We start from the raw sequence: 16,474 nt of genomic DNA, 5'->3' as shown, positions 1-16,474 counted from the left end.
GCGGCTGTCCCTATCAGTGAGCGGACGCGCGACGTTGACGATCAGGCCGGCACGGCGTCAACGCCGCCGCCGGCCCCCGTTCGAGTGCTGGTGTACGTCACCCCCGCTGCCCCCCGCAGGGGGTGTCCGCGCGGCCTCGCCGCGACTGATCGCCACTCTACGAAGGCACGGGGCGCGCTGGTGTCCGGTGAACGCCCTACAACGAGGTCACCGTTTGGTTGAGCTCGGCGAGCGTGATGAGCCCGTCGTCGAGCGCGCGGCCGACGAGCTCACTCTTGGTACGGGCGGCCCGCCCCACGTTGGCGTACTTCACCCGCACCCGCGCGATATAGGTGTCCACGGTCTTGACCGTGATGTTGAGCTTGGCGGCGACGAGTTCCTTGGACGACGACACGAACCACGCCCGCAGCACCTCGGTCTCCCGCTGCGACAGGCGCGGCCGGCCGGGATCGTCGTTGGCGATGAGCGCCCCGGACAGCGACGGCGCGGTGTACGGCTCGCCCCGCGCGGCCGCCCGGATGGCGGGCACCAGGTGCTCGGGCCCCTCACGCTTGGTCAGGTAGGCGAGGGCGCCGAGGTCGATGCACTTGATCGCGGTCGCGTCGTCGGTGTGCTGGGAGTACACGATCACGCGCCGCCCGTTGTCGACCAGCCGGCGAAGCTCGCCGAAGTCCGGCCGGCGCGGCACCAGCTCCAGATCGAAGATCACCACGTCGGCGAGCGCGCCGGGGCCGGTCCAGACGTCGGCGAGCCGCTCGCCGGCGTCGATGAGGTCGATCGGTGGCACGGCCTGGGAGCACCACAGGAGCACACCCGCGGAGATGGCCGCGTGATCGTCCACGATCACCGCGGTGATCAGCTCGTCCGCTGCCATCGGGCCTCCACCCAGACTGTGTCGTCGTTGTTCAACGCCTCGACCTGCACGCCGGGTGTGGCCGGGCTCGGCAGGTCCATCTCGCCGCAGTCCGCGACCACGCTCACCGACACCAGGTCCGCACCGCCGAGGACGGTGACCCGGGCCCGGGAGACGGTGGTGGCGAGGACGACGAGCACCGCCTCGGTGAGGTCGCGCCGAACGGCCAGGGGCGGCTCGGGCCAGTGTCCGCGGGTGTCCAGCTCCACCACGACGCCCTTGCGGTCCGCCACGTCGATGCAGTGGCGCAGCTCGTGCAGCAGGGGGTTCGCGACATTGTCGGCCTCGGCGAACAACCTGCGCATCCGGGCCGCCTCGATGGCGCAGTGCCGCTGGACCGCCGGGTCCTCGGGGCGCATCGAGCCGTCGGCGAGCCCCTCCAGGAGCGGGACCGTGGTGGCCGACAGCTCCACGAACCGCTGCTGCCTGCGGCGATGGGACTCCACGGCGACGGCCTCGGCGACGCGTACCTGCTCGATCTCCTTCTGGGAGCTCGCCGCCGCCGCGCTGAGCCGGAGCAGCACGGCCGCCACCACGGCCAGGCACAGCGGAAAGCCGATGACGGACACCGAGCCGGTGGCGAACCTGGCCAGCGCCCCCCGGCTGAGGTTGTCGAACAGGACCAGGTGGAGCAGGGCGATCAGCTCGTGGGCCAGCAGGAACGACGCCGCCGCCCGCAGCGGACGGTCGAGCAGCACGACGACGCCCACCCAGTTGGCCGCGCCGAAGATCCAGTCCACGCCCGTCGACGTGCGTCCCTCGGGCAGGGCCGCGTACGACAGTACGGACGCGCCGAGCACGACGGCGATGGCGGGCCCACGCAGCCGGCCCCACGCACGCCCCCGGACGAGCAGTACAAGCTCGCCGACGAGCACGGCCCCCAGCGCCGCGAACGCGACCAGCTGAGTGCCCAGTGACTCATGGGCCTCCCGGTGGCCGAGCAGGTTGGCCAGTCCGAGCCCGAACACGGTCGCCATGGCGACGATCGCCGTCGCGATCCGCAGGCCGTGCCGCAGCTGCGCGCGCGTCACCTCCTCGACGGCGTCAGTCATGGCCGGCTCGCCATTCCAGCCGTACGAGGGTGCCCTCTCCCTCGGCGGAGGTGATCGTGGCCGTGCCGCCGACGCGATCCATCCTGCCGCGTACGGACTCGCGGATGCCGCGCCGGGTGGCCGGCACGTCCATCGGCGAGAACCCCTTTCCCTGGTCGGTGATGTCGAGGCACAGCGTTCTCTCGTCCCCGCGCAGCCGGACGGTCGCGCGGGTCGTGCCCGCGTGGCGGCGTACGTTGGTGAGGGCCTCCCGTGCCGCGTCGGCGATCCCCCTGGCGACGTCGAACGGCAGCCGCACCTGCGCCGGGGCGTCGAACTCCACGGTCAGATGGGTGACAGCGAAGTCGGCGCGCAGCAGGTCGACGAGGTCCGCGTACTGCGGTGCCCGCCTGCTGTCGGAGCGCAGCCGGTCCAGATCGCGGCGGGCCTGCGGCGCCAGCCAGTCCGCGTCCGATTGCACCTGTCCGATGCCGACCATCAGCAGGGTCGTCGCCGCCGTGTCGTGCAGCGAGTTGGCGTGCTCGCGCTCCTCCGTACGGACCGCCGCGGCCACCAGCGACTCGCCGCGTGCCCGTGCGGCCTCGGCCGCCATCCGGTCGGCCCGTCCGGCCGCGCGCTGCACGAGCACCCAGGCCGCTCTGGACAGCGCCGCCGCCGGGATCGCCCACATCGTCCCCGTCACCAGGGTCGAGTCCGCGTCCAGCGCTCCTGCCACGACGAGGGTGGCCACCGCTCCACCCCCGGCCACCAGCGCCGCCGCGCCGCCCGCCAGCGCGGGAGTGTGCCACTGGCACGTCACACAGGCGAAAGTGACCAGCAGCCGCAGCCACCCGGTGTTCCTGTCCTCGACGGCGCCGGTCCAGAACACGCTCATGAACAGCCCCAGCAGGACGATCACGTCGAGGGCCACCGGCGCGTTTCCCCGGCCCGCGCGCAGCCACCACGCGTACCCGCAGGTCCAGGCGGCGGCGACGCCGACCACGTACGCGGTGCTCGTCAAGTGCTCGGGAGGGGCGCGGAACAGGGCGATCGCGCAGATCGGAACGAGCGTCGCCAGGCGCACGGCGGCCGCGTACCGGCGGCCGAAGCGCACCAGCAACCGCGCTGCTTCCCCGGGCAACCGTCACCTCTCAGCTCGCCGCTCGCGATCTCAGTGGTACGCAGCCTAACGAGTCGCACCGTCCATCCGGGGACGAAGGTGATCATCGGGGGACCTGATCCTGCTCTTGAAACCGGGGCGAACTCGTTTCATGATCAATGATCAGTATCGATCGTGGAGGGCCGCATGAAGAGGTCGGCAATGGTCGTCGTCATGTTGTTGGGCATGGCGCTCCCCACGGGGCGGGCCGCCGCCGCGGCGGGAGACTACTGGGTGGTGGGCGGGGATCAGGCGGCCCGGCGGCTGATCGCGTTCGACCCGGCCGTCGCCGACTGGAACAGCTCCCCGGCCGTGAAGTGGACGTGGCAGCCCAGCGTGTCGCCCGGCCGCTTCACGAGCGACGAGGTGTCGGCGTTCGGGCTCATCGCCGACTTCAAGCTCCGCGAGCTCCCGTCCGGCGCGCAGAGCTTCGTCGTCGCCGCCGGGGGCGGACAGGGCATCGCCGCCGTCGTCTCCTACCCGGACGGCGTCCGCCAGTGGGCGCGCCTCCTGCCGGGCAACCTGCACGCCGCCGAGCTGCTGCCCGACGGCAACATCGCGGTCGCCGCCTCCGCCGGCGGCTGGGTCAGGGTGTACGCGTCCTCACAGGGCCCCAACGCCGGCGCGTACGCCGAGTACAAGCTGACCGACGCGCACGCCGCCCTGTGGGACCCGGCGATCAGGCGGCTGTGGGTCATCGGCCAGGACCCCGCCACCGAGCAGCCCATCCTGACCGCCCTGGCCGTCGAGGGCACCCCGGCCCAGCCGGAGCTGCGCGAGGACACCGCACGCAGGTCGGGCCTGCCGACACCCGGCGGCCACGACGTGTACGCCCACGCCCACGACCCGAACAAACTCTGGCTCACCACCGGCTCGGCCGCCTACCTGTACGACAAGACCAGGAAGACCTTCGACGCCGCCCTCCCCGGCGGCGCGAACCGGGGCGCCGTCAAGTCCATCAGCAACCAGCCGTCCGGCCAGATCGTCCAGACCCAGGCGAGTTCGGCCAAGTGCACCTACAACACCTGGTGCACGAACACCGTGGACTTCTTCGCGCCCGCCATGAGCCGCACTCGCGCCGGCGCGGCCTTCTACAAGGCACGCGTGTGGAGCCCCTACTACGGGGCCGTCGACCGGCCCCTGCGCGGCACGGTCTGGGACCGTACCCGCGGCTCCTCCGGCGCGTGGGACGCGAGCGCGGTGCGGATCGACGGCAACGGCTCCATCTCGGACGTGGCCGTGGCGGCGCTGCCGGACGGCAGCATTCACGTGCTGACCGTGGTGCCGGGGAGCGGGGTCTGGGACCGCACCCGCAGCCCGTCCGGCACGTGGGACGCGAGCGCGACGCAGATCGACGACAACGGCTCCATCTCCCGCGTGTCGGCGGCGGCCCTGCCCGACGGCGCCCTGCACGTGCAGAGCGTGGTGCCGGGGGCCGGGGTGTGGGATCGCACCCGAAGCGCCGCCGGTGTGTGGGACGCCGGTGCGACGAAGATCGACGGCAATGGGACGGTGAGCGCCGTCTCGGCGGCCGCGCTGCCGAACGGCGCTCTGCACGTGCAGACCGTGGTGCCGGGGACTGGGGTGTGGGATCGCACCCGAAGCGCCGCGGGCGTCTGGGACGCCGGTGCGACGAAGATCGACGGCAACGGGGCCGTGAGCGCCGTCTCGGCGGCCGCGCTGCCGAACGGCGCCCTGCACGTGCAGACCGTGGTGCCCGGGAGCGGAGTCTGGAACCGCGCGCGCAGCGCCGCCGGAGCGTGGGACGCCGGCGCGACGCAGATCGACGACAACGGCTCCATCTCCCGCGTGTCGGCGGCGGCCCTGCCCGACGGCGCCCTGCACGTGCAGAGCGTGGTGCCGGGGGCCGGGGTGTGGGATCGCGGGCGCAGCGCCGGGGGCGTCTGGGACGCCGGCGCCACGAAGGTCGACGGCAGCGGCAGCGTGCTGGAGGTGACGGCGGCCGGGCTGCCGGAGGGCGGCCTGCATCTCCTCACGCTTCCCGACCTCAGCTGAGGCGCTCCAGGGGCCGGCGGGATAGCCTGAAAGCGAAGGACTTCCTGTGCAGCCTCGCGAACCATGATCGCCCTCAAGACGCCGGGCGAGCCGCGGTCACGAGCAGCTGACCATCGCCAGCCAGGCGATCTCGCTCTCCCGGTCGGGCCTTAACCGTCGAGATCGGGGAGCCCGTCCAGGTCACGCACCGCACGTCCCATCCTGGACAGCGCCTGGCGCAGGATGGCCGGTGAGGTGGCGAAGTTGAGCCGCACGCACCCTGCCCCGCCGGAGCCGAACACATGTCCCGAGCTCAGGGCGACGCGGGCGCGGTCGAGGAACATCTTCGCCGGTCCCGCGACGTCGCTGACGACGCCGAGTTCGTCGCGCTGCCGGTCATCATGCAGGCCGAGCCAGGAGCAGTCGAGCCAGGCGAGGTAGGTGCCCTCGGGCCGGTGGTAGCGCGCTTCAGGGAGGTGTTCCGCGATCAGTTGCCCCAGCAGGGTGCGATTCGCGTCGAGGCCCCGCAACAGCTCGTCGAGCCAGATCCCGCCCTCGCGGAACGCCGCAGTGTGAGCGATGACGCCCAGATGGCTGGGGCCGTGGCTGACTTCCTCGGGCAGGCGCCGAAGGTCGTCGGCCGCGTCGGGACCTGCGACGACCAGGGCGGCTTTGAGACCGGCGAGGTTCCAGGCCTTGGACGCGGAGGTCAGCGCGAAGCCGTTCTCGGACCCTTCGATGCTGAGGAACGGGGTGAAGACGGCTCCGGGCAACACGAGCGGGGCGTGGATCTCATCGGAGATCACCCGCACGTCGTGCTTGCGGGCGAGCCGGGCGATCGCCTGCAACTCATCGCGGGTGTGGACGACGCCGGTCGGGTTGTGCGGGTTGCTCATGAGGAACGCCGCGCGACGGCCCTGGCTCCGCGCGCGTACGAACGCCGCTTCCAGAGCGTCGAGATCGACCCGCAGATCCGGGCCGAGCGGCGCTTCGACGATCTTCCTGGAGTCGTGCGTGACGAAGGCGTAGAAAGGCGGATAGACCGGCGAACACACGACGACCGCGTCCCCGGGCTCGGTGATCAGGCGCAGGACTTCGACGATGCCCATCATGACGTCGGGCACGACGGCTGTGCGCTCGATTCGCACGCCGTCCCACCGCCACCGCTCGCGAGCGAACTCCGCCAGGGCCTCGGCGTAGGCGCTCCCGTACGGGTATCCGGTGTCGCCGAGGTCGACCGCTCGGTGCAGGGCCTCGGCGATGGGAGGAGCCAGCGGCACGTCCATCTCCGCCACCCAGAGCGGTAGCACGTCGTCGGGATGCGCACGCCACTTCATGCTCGTGCGCTTGCGAAGCTGTCCGAGCGACAGCCGCACGAGAGGATCGGTGCGCCGGCCCTCAACATCTGGATCACCCTGCTGGTCGTGCACTCGTGACTCTCTCCTCCTCGCGCGCGTCCAGCCAGGTTAGGTGAGTATCGATGGCCCGAGTAGGGGGTCATATTTAATGTCGATAAAAGCGACGCGAATGACCATCACGGACAGCGCGATCGTCACGGCCCCAGCGAGTCGCTCTACTCCGGGAAGTGGCAGGCGACGCGGTGTCCCGCCCCCGACAGCGCCGGCTCTTCGGCGGCGCATCGCTCCCGGGCCTTCCAGCAGCGGGTACGGAAGCGGCAGCCCGACGGCGGGTCCGCCGGGCTGGGCACGTCACCGGCGAGCACGATCCGCCGCCGCTCCCCGCGCTGCGACGGATGCGAGATCGGCACGGCCGAGATGAGCGCCTTGGTGTAGGGGTGGGCGGGCCGGGCGAAGATCTCCGTACGCTCGCCCTCCTCCACGATCCGGCCCAGGTACATGATCGCCACCCGGTCGCACAGATGCCGCACGACCGACAGGTCGTGCGAGATGAACAGGTAGGCCAGGCCCAGCTCGCGCTGCAGGTGGGCGAGCTGGTTGACGACCTGCGCCTGGATCGAGACGTCCAGCGCCGAGACGGGCTCGTCCAGCACCAGTACGCGCGGGCTCAGGGCCAGCGCCCTGGCGAGGCCGACGCGCTGGCGCTGGCCGCCGGAGAACTCGTGCGGGTAGCGGTTGGCGTGCTCGGGCGACAGGCCCACCAGCTCCAGCAGCTCGCCGACCCGGTCCCGGCCGCCGTCGCGGTAGCGGCCCTGGGTGCGCAGTGGCTCGGCGACGATCTCGTGCACGGTCAGCCGCGGCGACAGCGACGAGTACGGGTCCTGGAAGACGATCTGGATCTCGCCGCGCAGCGGGCGGAGCTCGGTGTGCGACATGGGGGCCAGGTCGCGCCCGCCGTACAGGATGCGGCCGGAGGTGGGCTCGGTCAGGCGCACGACGAGCCGGCCCGTCGTGGACTTGCCGCAGCCGGACTCGCCGACCAGCCCGAGCGTACGGCCGGAGTGCAGCGCCAGGTCGACGCCGTCCACGGCCCGGACCGCCCCGGTACGACGGCGCAGGATCCCGGTGCGGATCGGGAAGTGCTTGGTCAGGCCCTCCGCGGCCAGCACGGGTTCGCTCACGCCGGCTCCTCGTGGAAGTGGCAGGCCGACAGGTGACCGCCGGCCACCGCGACCGGTTCGGGACGGTTCGCCCGGCAGGTGGCGCGGCCGGCGCCCAGCGCGCAGCGCGGCTCGAAGGCGCAGCCGGGCGGCGGCGTCAGCAGGTCGGGCGGGCTGCCCGGGATCGGCGCCAGTTCTCCCGCCGCCGGCTCCAGGCCGGGCCGGCTGGACAGCAGGCCGCGCGTGTAGGGGTGGCGGGGCGTGGTGAAGACCTGGTGCACGTCGCCGTGCTCGACGACGCGGCCCGCGTACATGACCGCGACCCGGTCGGCCAGCTCGGCGATCACGCCCAGGTCGTGGGTGATGAGCACCGCCGCCGCGCCGGCCTCCCGCCTGGCCGTGTCGAGCAGGCCGAGCACCTGGGACTGGACGGTGACGTCCAGCGCGGTCGTCGGTTCGTCGGCGATGAGCAGGTCGGGCTCGTTGGCGAGGGCCATCGCGATCACCGCGCGCTGGCGCATGCCGCCGGAGTACTCGTGGGGGTGCCGGCCGTACCGGTCGGCGGGGTTGGCGATGCCGACGGAGGCCAGCAGCTCCAGCACGCGGGCCCGCACGGCGGCGCGGCCGAGGCGCGGCTGGTGCAGCCTGACGGCCTCGGCGATCTGGGCGCCGACCGGGACGACCGGGTTGAGCGCCGTCATCGGGTCCTGGAAGATCATCGCGATGCGGCGGCCCCGAATCCGCCGCAGCCGGCGCGCGGGCAGGGCCAGCAGGTCCTCGCCGTCGAAGCGCACGCTGCCGCGCACCACCCGCCCCGGCGGCCGGACCAGGCCGAGCACCGACATCGCGGTGACGCTCTTGCCCGAGCCGGACTCGCCGACCACGCCGAGGATCTCGCCCGGCCTCACCTCCAGGCTGACTCCGTCGACGGCGCGCACCACGCCGCCCTCCGTGGGGAACTCGACCGCCAGGTCGTCGACCGTGAGCAGCGGCGTCATCCGCGGCGTCATCTGCGGGCTCCCTTCGGGTCCACGGCGTCGCGCAGGCCGTCGCCGACGAAGTTCACGGCCAGGACGGTCAGCGCGATGGCCAGGCCGGGCGGCAGCCACAACCACGGCATGGTCTGGATGAGGGTGAGGTTCTGGGCGTCGGTCAGCATGTTGCCCCAGCTGGCCCGGGGCGGCTGCACGCCGAGGCCGAGAAAGGACAGCACCGCCTCCAGCAGGATCATGTGCGCCACCAGCAGCGTGCCGACCACCGCGACCTGCGACAGGACGGCGGGCAGCACGTGCCGGCCGATCACCGCCAGCCGCCCGGCGCCGAAGGCCCGCGCCGCCTGGACGAACTCCTGCTCGCGCAGCGACAACGTCAGCCCGCGCACCACCCGGCAGGCGGTCGGCCAGTTGCACGCGGCGAAGACGAGCACGAGCATCGCGGTGCCCGGCCCGAGCACGCCCGCCAGCACGACGATGACGACCAGCGGCGGGAAGGAGAGCACCACGTCGGCGGCGCGCATGACGACGGCGTCGACCGGCCCGCCGAACATGCCGGCCAGGGCGCCGAGCAGCGTGCCGAGGCAGGCCGCCGCCAGCGACGACAGCAGGCTGACCAGCAGCGAGATCCGGCCGGCGTGCACGAGCCTGGCGAGCACGTCCCGCCCGGTGGAGTCGGTGCCGAGCAGGTGCGCCGCCGACGGCGGCTCGCGGAAGGCGGCCAGGTCCACCGCGTTCGGGTCATGCCCGGCCACCAGCGGCGCGGCCAGCGCCAGCACGCCGACGGCGGTGAGGAACACGGCGCCGGCCAGCGCCATGCGGTTGCGCCGGAAGCGCCGGGCGGCCAGCAGGGCGGGGGCGGCGGTCATGACAGGCTGATTCTCGGGTCGGCCAGCGCGTAGAGCAGGTCGGCGACGAGGTTGCAGACCAGTACGAGCACCGCGACGAACATCGCGAACCCGATCACCACCGGGTGGTCGAGCTGGCTGATCGAGCTGATGGCGAGCTGCCCCATGCCCGGCCAGGCGAAGACCTGCTCCAGGGCGACCGCCCCGGCCAGCAACTGGGGGATGTAGATCATCACGACGGTGATGAGCGGGACCAGCGCGTTGCGCAGCGCGTGCCGGATCAGCACCCGGCCCGGACCGGCGCCCTTGGCCTCGGCCGTACGCACGTAGTCGGCGCTGAGCTCCGCCAGCAGCCCGGCCCGCACGTACCGGGTGAGCGGCCCGGCGATGGACAGCCCGAGGATGGCCGCGGGCAGCACCAGGTGGGCCAGGATGTCGGCGCCGCCGCCGTCGCCCGGCGTGGACATGCCGGAGGACGGCACCCAGCCGAGCCTCAGCGAGAAGAGGTAGATCGCGGCGATGCCCAGGAAGAAGCTGGGCACCGAGATCGTGCCGAGGCCGGCGACCGTGGCGGCGTAGTCGACCGCGGTGTTGCGCCGGACCGCGGCCAGCGTGCCCGCCGCCACCGCCAGCGCCAGGCCGATCGCCAGGGCGGTGCCCATGAGCAGCACGGTGGGGCCCATCCGCTCGCCGAGCACCTCGGTCACCGGGCGGTGGCTGACGAAGGAGTAGCCGAGGTCGCCGCCCAGCACGTTGCGCAGCCAGATGCCGTACCTGATCAGGACCGGCTGGTCCAGGCCGAGTTCGGCGCGCTTGGCGGCCACGAACGCCGGGCCGCCCGAGGCCAGTTGCTCGGGGTTGACCATCATCCGGACCGGGTCGCCGGGCGCGGCGCGGACCAGGAGGAAGACGGCGACGCTGATGAGCAGGAAGACGGCGGCGTTGACCAGGAGCCGGCGCACGAGGTAGGCGAGCATCAGCCGGCCAGGGTCCACTCGTCGGCGTTCCAGAAGCCGGCGGTGAAGTCGCCGCTGGGCTTGAAGCCGCGCAGCCGCGAGCTGGTGGCCCACAGGGTGTCGGGGCTGTACAACCAGAGGTACGGGACCTGGGCGTTGTCCTTGCTCGCGGCCTCCTGATAGAGCTCGGCGCGCTGGTCCTGGTCGGTACGGGCGTCGGCCCGGGTGGTGAGGGCGTCCAGCGACCGGTCGCAGAAGTTGCTGACGTTCGCGCCGGCAGGGTAGAAGGTGCCGCAACTGATGATCGTGGCGCTGCTGGTGGGGTCCACGGCGTAGGTGCCGCCGCCGTAGAGCACCAGGTCGAACGTGCGCTCCTCGAAGGACTCCAGCAGTTCGGCCACCTGTACCTGCTCGAGCTCGACCGTCATGCCCACCGCGTTCAGCGCGCCCTGCACCACCGTGGCCGCCACGTCGCGGTCGCGCTGGCCGGGCACCCACGACAGCGTCACCTTCTCGCCGGCCCGCCACCCCGCCTCGGCCAGCAGCGACCTGGCCTTGGCCGGGTCGTACGCGTACTCCTCCAGCGTGCCGGGCAGCGCCCAGGGGGTGACGAACGAGGAGTTCTGCACCCGGCCCTTGCCGGCCAGGAGCTTGGCGACCAGCGCCTCGCGGTCGATCGCGTGGAGCATCGCCCGCCGTACCCGGGGGTCGGCGAAGCGCCGGTCGCTCTGGTCGACCGCCAGCCTGATGAAGCCGGAGCTCGGCTTGGCCGAGACGGTGACGCCCTTGAACGTCTTCACCACCTGCAGATCGGTGGGGGAGATCTGGACCAGATCCATCTCGCCGGTGCCGAGTTGCGCGGTCGCCACGTCCGAGCTGATGGGTTTGAGGAAGATCCTGGGGATCGCGACGGGCTTGCGGTAGTGCGGGTTGGCGGCCAGCTCCACGTACTGGTCGGTCTGGTACCTCACGAAGGTGTACGGGCCCATGCCGACCGTCGGGTGGTTGAAGAAGGCGTTGCCCGCGATCTTGTCCACCGGCTCCTCACCGAGCACGTGCTCGGGCAGGATGAAGGCGAACGGCCCGGCGATCAGGCTGAGGAAGCCGATGTTCGGCCTGGCCGGCCTGATCACGAACGTGGTGTCGTCCGGGGCCTCGAAGACGGCCCCGGACAGCTTGCCCGCCATCGCGCTGCCGGTCTTGGCGTCGGCCAGCAGCTTGTAGGTGAACAGCACGTCCTTGCTGGTGAACGGCTCGCCGTCGCTCCAGTTCAGCCCCCGGCGCAGGTGGAAGGTGATCCGGTCCTTGTCCACCTCCCACCGCTCGGCCAGGCGCGGCGCGTAGGCGTAGGTATCGTCGACGGTCAGCAGGTTGTCGTAGATCAGCGTCATGACCTGCTGGTCGGGGCCGCTGGGCGAATCCAGCGGGGAGAAACGCTTCGGCTTCTGGTACAGGTAGATGTTGATCACGTTCTGCGGGGAACCCTGGGCGGGGGTGTTGGTCGGGTCGGAGCAGCCGGCGGCGAGCACGAGGACGACGGCGGCCAGCGCGCCTGACAGGCGGTTCATGGGGCCTCCCTGGGCGTGACGGGATTGACGAGCGCGCCGGGCCCGGCCGGGGGCAGGTCATCGCAGGGCAGGACCGGACACAGCGCCTCCCGAAAGCCTCATGTGCAATGAGTAATCAAAGCGATACTCTCAGTGATGTATGGTCGGCGCAAGCCCCACGTTCAGGAGCCTGTATCGACCGAAAGTACTGTCGCGTTCCCTGCTTTCTGTCGATGTGGGTGGCTGGTCCTGTTTTGCAGGATGAGGCCTCATGTCACCTGAACTACGGCAAGGACGGCCGCGGATCGCGGCGCTGGACGTGATCCGCGGGTTCGCGTTGTGTGGAATCCTGCTGGCCAACGTCCAGCCGATCGCCAGTCTGGGCGCGCCGGCCGTGTCGGAGCCCTCGGCGAGCCCCGGGGATGCCTGGCTCGGCCTCCTCGTCGAACAACGCTTCTACCCGATCTTCTCGCTGCTGTTCGGCGTCGGGTTCTCGCTCCTGCTGCGCTCGGCCGGAGAACGGACCGCCCGGCCGCGGCTGCTGCTGTCGCGCAGGCTGCTGGCGCTGCTCGCGATGGGCCTGGCGCACCACCTGCTCCTGTGGCAGGGCGACATCCTGGCCGTCTACGCCGTCGTCGGGCTGGTGGTGCTGCTGCCCTCGACCTGGCTGCCGCGCTGGGCGGTGGCGGGGCTGGCGTTCGTGTTCCTCGCGGTCGCGCTGGCCCTGGCCGCCGGGCCGTTCGCGCTGGTCCCCGGGCTCTTCCTGCTGGGCTCGGCGCTGACCCGGTACGGCGTGATCGACCGGATCGAGCACTCCGCCCGCGTGCCGGCGCTGCTCGCCGTCCTGTTCGCCGTGCTGGCGGTGCCCGTGGTCAAGCTGCAGGTCGAGCAGGTGCGCTTCAGCCTTACCCTGGCCCTGGCCGGGCTGCTGATCGCGGGCGCGTACATCTGCGGGATGCTCGTGCTGCTCAGGACGCCGTTGCGGCGCGCGCTGGAGGTGCTCTTCGCGCCGCTGGGGCGGATGGCGCTGACCAACTACCTGAGCGCCACCGTACTCGTGCTGGCCGCCGCCCCGCTGGTGGGCGGCGCGCCGCACGAATGGCCCGCCACCACGGTCCTGATCATCGCGGGCGTCATCCTGCCCGTCCAATGGATCTGGTCCACTCTCTGGCTCAGCCGCTATCTGCAGGGGCCGATCGAGTGGCTGTGGCGATGGGTCACCTGGGCGCGCCGCCCGGCACTACGCGCGCCGTGACGCCGTCCGGGCCTCGACCACCCCTCTCAGCCGGACCGCCGCCGCACGCTACGGGCCAACGGCTCGCAGGTACGCCGCCACGCGGTGCCTGTCGCCGTGCTCGGCCCAGCCGAGCGGGGTCGCGTCGTGGTCGGTGTCCTTGATCATGGGGTCGGCGCCGAGCTCGATCAGTGTCCTGGCCGTCTCGACGTCGTCGTTCCAGGCGGCCTGGTGCAGCGGGGTGGCTCGGTGCGGGTGGTTCACGTCGAAGCCGAGCCCGGCGAGCAGCCGCACCGCCGCGGGCTTGCGGTGCTCGGCCGCGCGGTTGATCAGCTCCGGGGATCGCGCGAGGGCTCGCTCCAGTACGTACGGGGCGAATCCGGCCACCGCGTCGGCGTCGGCGCGCATGCAGGCGGCGGTGAACGCGTCCATCTCGTCCAGGACCAGCGAGGCGCCCGCGGCGGCGAGGAGGTCCGCGACCTCGGTGTGCCCGTTCAGCACGGCAAGCTCGTAGGGCGTGCGGCCCCCGTACGCCGGATGCTCGCCGAGGCCGTCCGCCTCGGCGCCGTGGGCGAGCAGCAGCCGGGCTCGCCGCGGGCCGCCCCGCAGCGCCGCGGTGGCCAGTTCCTCGCGCAGCAGTTGCCGGGGGGACTGCAGCGTCGGACCCAGCAGGGCATGCCACGGTCCGCCCGCACCGCGGCCCAGGCCGAACTCCAGCAGCAGCTCAAGATGGGTCGTCTCGTCGGAGAAGGAGCCGCCGAGCCCCCGGTTGTAGAGGGTCTGGCTGTCGTTGGGGCTCGCGCCGGCCTCCAGCAGCAGCCTGGCCAGCGCCAGGCCCTGCGGATGGGGCGGCTGGTCGCCCTCCCCGCCGCCGAACGCGCCGGTGAGCGCGGTGAACGGCGAGGTCAGCCCGTCCCACAGGAAACCGGTGTCGGGATCGGCGCCGTGATCGAGAAGGAGCCGGGCCGCCCGCACGGAGCGGCCGGGAGCCTTGAGGCGCGCGTAGACCAGGTACAGCAGCGGCTCCCACCCGAACGGGCCGCCCTGCGCGCGGGCGAGCCCGGGATCTCCGGCCAGCGCACCGGCCAGGGCGTCGGCAGAACCGGTGGCGGCCATCGTGAAGATGTTCGCGGTGGCCAGGTGCGGATGCCGGTCGAGCAGCCGGTCGGCCTCCTCGGTCCGTCCCGGGTAGTCCGAACCGTAGGTGAGGCAGGCGAGCCGTAGAAACTCCTCGGGCAGCTCTTCGCTCGGCGCGACCTGGTGCGGCGACCGGGAGTAGCGCTTGACGGCGTCGATGTGCTCCTTCAGCCTGGGCCAGCTCGCGAAGCCGTACATGCGGGCGGTGACGAGCTGCGCGTCGGACAGCCTGAGCGTCTCCGGCGGCCGGGGATGGAACTCGGCGACGAGCCCGAGCGCCTCGGGGACCTGCGCCTTCACGTACTGGAGCAGCGTCTTGGCCTGCTTGCGGAGCCGTTCGATGCTGGGGTTGTCGGGCAGGCGATGGATGGGCACAAGGGCCTCCTTTCCGTCTGGCCTGGTGTCCGCATGATCAGGCCGGAAAAGAGGTCGGGCCGGGTCGTTCGACGAGCGTCAGGTGGGCTTGACCCTTCCCGCGGACCGGGCGCGCCCTGAGCGCGCACCACCCAGCCTACGTCGACAGCCGTGCATCCTGTCCCCGCTGCCCTGCCTGCGGATTAAAAGCCGACAGAATTATCTCGGGCCTTTTGTGTCGTAGTTAAATGTAGCGCTCTGCCGGTAAATGTCGGTGGAAGCATTCGGCGGGCGTTCCTTGACCGTTCCTATTTACAGCAGACCTCGCCGCCCGCTGGAGGTTTGATCAGGCACTCGACCCGTGCCGTTCGCCGCCTGACCCGAGCCGCTCCGTCGCGTACTGTCCCGTCCCCGGTCACGGACCCGGGACGTGAGCATTCGCCGCCGAGACCGGCTCGGCTAAGGGCGTTCAGGTCAACGTGGAGGCCCGGCAGTGTCCTGACTAATAGGTGTAATCGTCTATATTCCTGATTATTGGGTGGGGAGGGCGGTCCGGGCGGCTTCGCGGCCTCCTCCAGCGCGTTAGACCAGGATACGGGCCTGTTCGGCCTGGTGTGCGGCCGTCTCAAGGCGTGGCGGGGATGGGCCGTACGGCTTATTGCACATTCATCGCGTCTGGCTTCGGACCGATTCCTCCGGTTGAGTTGAGTGAAGACCGTGGGTGCTGTTACCTTCGCACGGTGGACGACAAGCGTGCACGGGCGGAGATAATCGAGGAATTCGCGGGGACCCTGCGGGAGTTACGCAACGCGGTCGGTAACCCACCTTTCCGTGAGATGTCCGGCCGGTCCGGAGCGATTTCTCACACGACGTTGCATGAAGCCACGAAGGGTAACCGGCTCCCGAGTTGGGAGACCACTGTCGAATTCGTCAAGGCGTGTGACGCAGACCCGGCGGCGTACCGCGAACGCTGGGAGAGAGCGAACCTGGCGGTCAGGTCGACGAGCGCCGGGGATCCCTCAATGCGCGTGGACACCCTGGCGGACCGGCCGGCTGATGGGCTCGCCGTCGCCGTCACAGGCGCCGCGGAGCTTCGTACCATGCAACTCGCCAGCGGGTCGCAACCGCCCCGGTCGGCCGGCGAGACCTTGGCATTCGTGCGTACGCCGCCACTGTCCTTCGCGGGCGACGTCCAGCCTCCGCGCCCTGCGTCGGGGAGCAGAGAGCGATTACGGCTGACGCGCCCGGCCGCGTTCACGGCAGCGGCTGTCATCCTGGGGGCGGCGATCGTCGCCGCGGCCGTCGTCAATCGCGGCTCCACGCCCGGTGGAAACAGCCTGCACCCGACCGGCAGCCCGTCGATCGCCGCGCCTGCCGCGGCCGCCGAATGCCCGGTGCGCTCGACCAACCCGCCGTGGGCCCCGCCGTTGTACAAGGGCGATGCGGCCGTGTTCATCGAGGACGTCACGCTCGCCGACTGCTCGCGCGTCGGTCCCGGCCAGACCATGACCAAGATCTGGCGCCTCAAGAACGCCGGGGACGTGCCGTGGAAGGGATATTCGCTGCGGCGCCTCGACTCCACGCAGCAAGCCGATCACTGCCAGACCATCTCCGACGTGCCGATCAAGGACACGCAACCTGGCGAGACGGTCGACATCCAGACCGTCATCACCACGCCCAGGAAGCTGGGCCTGTGCTACGTGAGGTTCAAGATGGTAGACGCCTCGGGAGCGGTCGTGTTCCCCGGAAGCCGGCCGATCAACTTCCAGATCATCGTCGACGGACTCTGA

General features: G+C 71.6%; 13 protein-coding genes. 3 read left to right on the top strand and 10 right to left on the bottom strand.

Translation table 11 applies throughout. The features are described from left to right. Positions 1-196: 196 nt before the first annotated feature. From ABZS69_RS02965 to ABZS69_RS02955, 3 genes are read right to left on the bottom strand one after another with little or no spacing between them, the layout of a single operon-like run. A complete protein-coding gene (locus ABZS69_RS02965; RefSeq protein ID WP_355365457.1) occupies positions 197-874 on the bottom strand; it encodes a response regulator transcription factor in 678 nt (225 codons plus the stop codon). After that, positions 856-1,965: a hypothetical protein gene (locus tag ABZS69_RS02960; RefSeq protein ID WP_355365454.1), complete on the bottom strand. Its 1,110-nt coding sequence runs from the start codon at positions 1,963-1,965 to the stop codon at positions 856-858. The genes ABZS69_RS02965 and ABZS69_RS02960 overlap by 19 nt, the downstream gene beginning before the upstream one ends. Next, the gene (locus tag ABZS69_RS02955) at positions 1,958-3,085 is read right to left on the bottom strand and encodes an ATP-binding protein (RefSeq protein WP_355365451.1); all 1,128 of its coding nucleotides are present in this window, start codon (positions 3,083-3,085) and stop codon (positions 1,958-1,960) included. Before ABZS69_RS02955 ends, ABZS69_RS02960 begins: the two co-directional genes overlap by 8 nt. 165 nt (positions 3,086-3,250) lie before the next feature. Between ABZS69_RS02955 and ABZS69_RS02950 the strand changes: the two genes are divergently transcribed. Then, positions 3,251-5,119 (top strand): DUF6528 family protein, encoded by a 1,869-nt coding sequence (locus tag ABZS69_RS02950; protein WP_355365448.1) that lies wholly within the window; start codon positions 3,251-3,253, stop codon positions 5,117-5,119. A gap of 149 nt (positions 5,120-5,268) precedes the next feature. Here ABZS69_RS02950 and ABZS69_RS02945 read toward each other — a convergent pair whose 3' ends face one another. The 6 genes from ABZS69_RS02945 to ABZS69_RS02920 all read right to left on the bottom strand — a co-directional run bounded on the left by ABZS69_RS02945 (position 5,269) and on the right by ABZS69_RS02920 (position 11,980). Beyond that, positions 5,269-6,435 (bottom strand): MalY/PatB family protein, encoded by a 1,167-nt coding sequence (locus tag ABZS69_RS02945; RefSeq protein WP_355365445.1) that lies wholly within the window; start codon positions 6,433-6,435, stop codon positions 5,269-5,271. A gap of 236 nt (positions 6,436-6,671) precedes the next feature. Next, the gene (locus ABZS69_RS02940) at positions 6,672-7,637 is read right to left on the bottom strand and encodes a dipeptide ABC transporter ATP-binding protein (RefSeq protein WP_355365442.1); all 966 of its coding nucleotides are present in this window, start codon (positions 7,635-7,637) and stop codon (positions 6,672-6,674) included. Further along, positions 7,634-8,626 carry an ABC transporter ATP-binding protein gene (locus ABZS69_RS02935; RefSeq protein WP_355365439.1) on the bottom strand — a complete coding sequence of 331 codons (993 nt, stop codon included), beginning with the start codon at positions 8,624-8,626 and terminating at the stop codon, positions 7,634-7,636. Before ABZS69_RS02935 ends, ABZS69_RS02940 begins: the two co-directional genes overlap by 4 nt. Next, complete coding sequence (locus ABZS69_RS02930) at positions 8,623-9,477, bottom strand: ABC transporter permease (protein ID WP_355365436.1); 855 nt, start codon at positions 9,475-9,477, stop codon at positions 8,623-8,625. Before ABZS69_RS02930 ends, ABZS69_RS02935 begins: the two co-directional genes overlap by 4 nt. Next, the gene (locus tag ABZS69_RS02925) at positions 9,474-10,433 is read right to left on the bottom strand and encodes an ABC transporter permease (RefSeq protein ID WP_355365433.1); all 960 of its coding nucleotides are present in this window, start codon (positions 10,431-10,433) and stop codon (positions 9,474-9,476) included. The genes ABZS69_RS02930 and ABZS69_RS02925 overlap by 4 nt, the downstream gene beginning before the upstream one ends. Continuing rightward, positions 10,433-11,980: an ABC transporter substrate-binding protein gene (locus ABZS69_RS02920; protein ID WP_355365430.1), complete on the bottom strand. Its 1,548-nt coding sequence runs from the start codon at positions 11,978-11,980 to the stop codon at positions 10,433-10,435. The genes ABZS69_RS02925 and ABZS69_RS02920 overlap by 1 nt, the downstream gene beginning before the upstream one ends. A 250-nt stretch (positions 11,981-12,230) precedes the next feature. Between ABZS69_RS02920 and ABZS69_RS02915 the strand changes: the two genes are divergently transcribed. After that, positions 12,231-13,214 carry a DUF418 domain-containing protein gene (locus tag ABZS69_RS02915; RefSeq protein WP_355365427.1) on the top strand — a complete coding sequence of 328 codons (984 nt, stop codon included), beginning with the start codon at positions 12,231-12,233 and terminating at the stop codon, positions 13,212-13,214. A 48-nt stretch (positions 13,215-13,262) separates the two neighbouring features. On the opposite strand, the gene ABZS69_RS02910 is transcribed toward ABZS69_RS02915, so the two are convergent. Continuing rightward, entirely contained in the window at positions 13,263-14,705 is a 1,443-nt protein-coding gene (locus tag ABZS69_RS02910; protein WP_355365424.1) for an ankyrin repeat domain-containing protein, read from the bottom strand. 719 nt (positions 14,706-15,424) lie between these two features. Between ABZS69_RS02910 and ABZS69_RS02905 the strand changes: the two genes are divergently transcribed. Next, positions 15,425-16,474 carry an NBR1-Ig-like domain-containing protein gene (locus ABZS69_RS02905; RefSeq protein WP_355365421.1) on the top strand — a complete coding sequence of 350 codons (1,050 nt, stop codon included), beginning with the start codon at positions 15,425-15,427 and terminating at the stop codon, positions 16,472-16,474.

Source organism: Nonomuraea sp. NPDC005650 (genome assembly GCF_040605375.1).
GTDB lineage: Bacteria > Actinomycetota > Actinomycetes > Streptosporangiales > Streptosporangiaceae > Nonomuraea.
The sequence above is the reverse complement of the archived record's forward strand: the minus strand, read 5'-3'. Positions and strand labels throughout refer to the sequence as shown.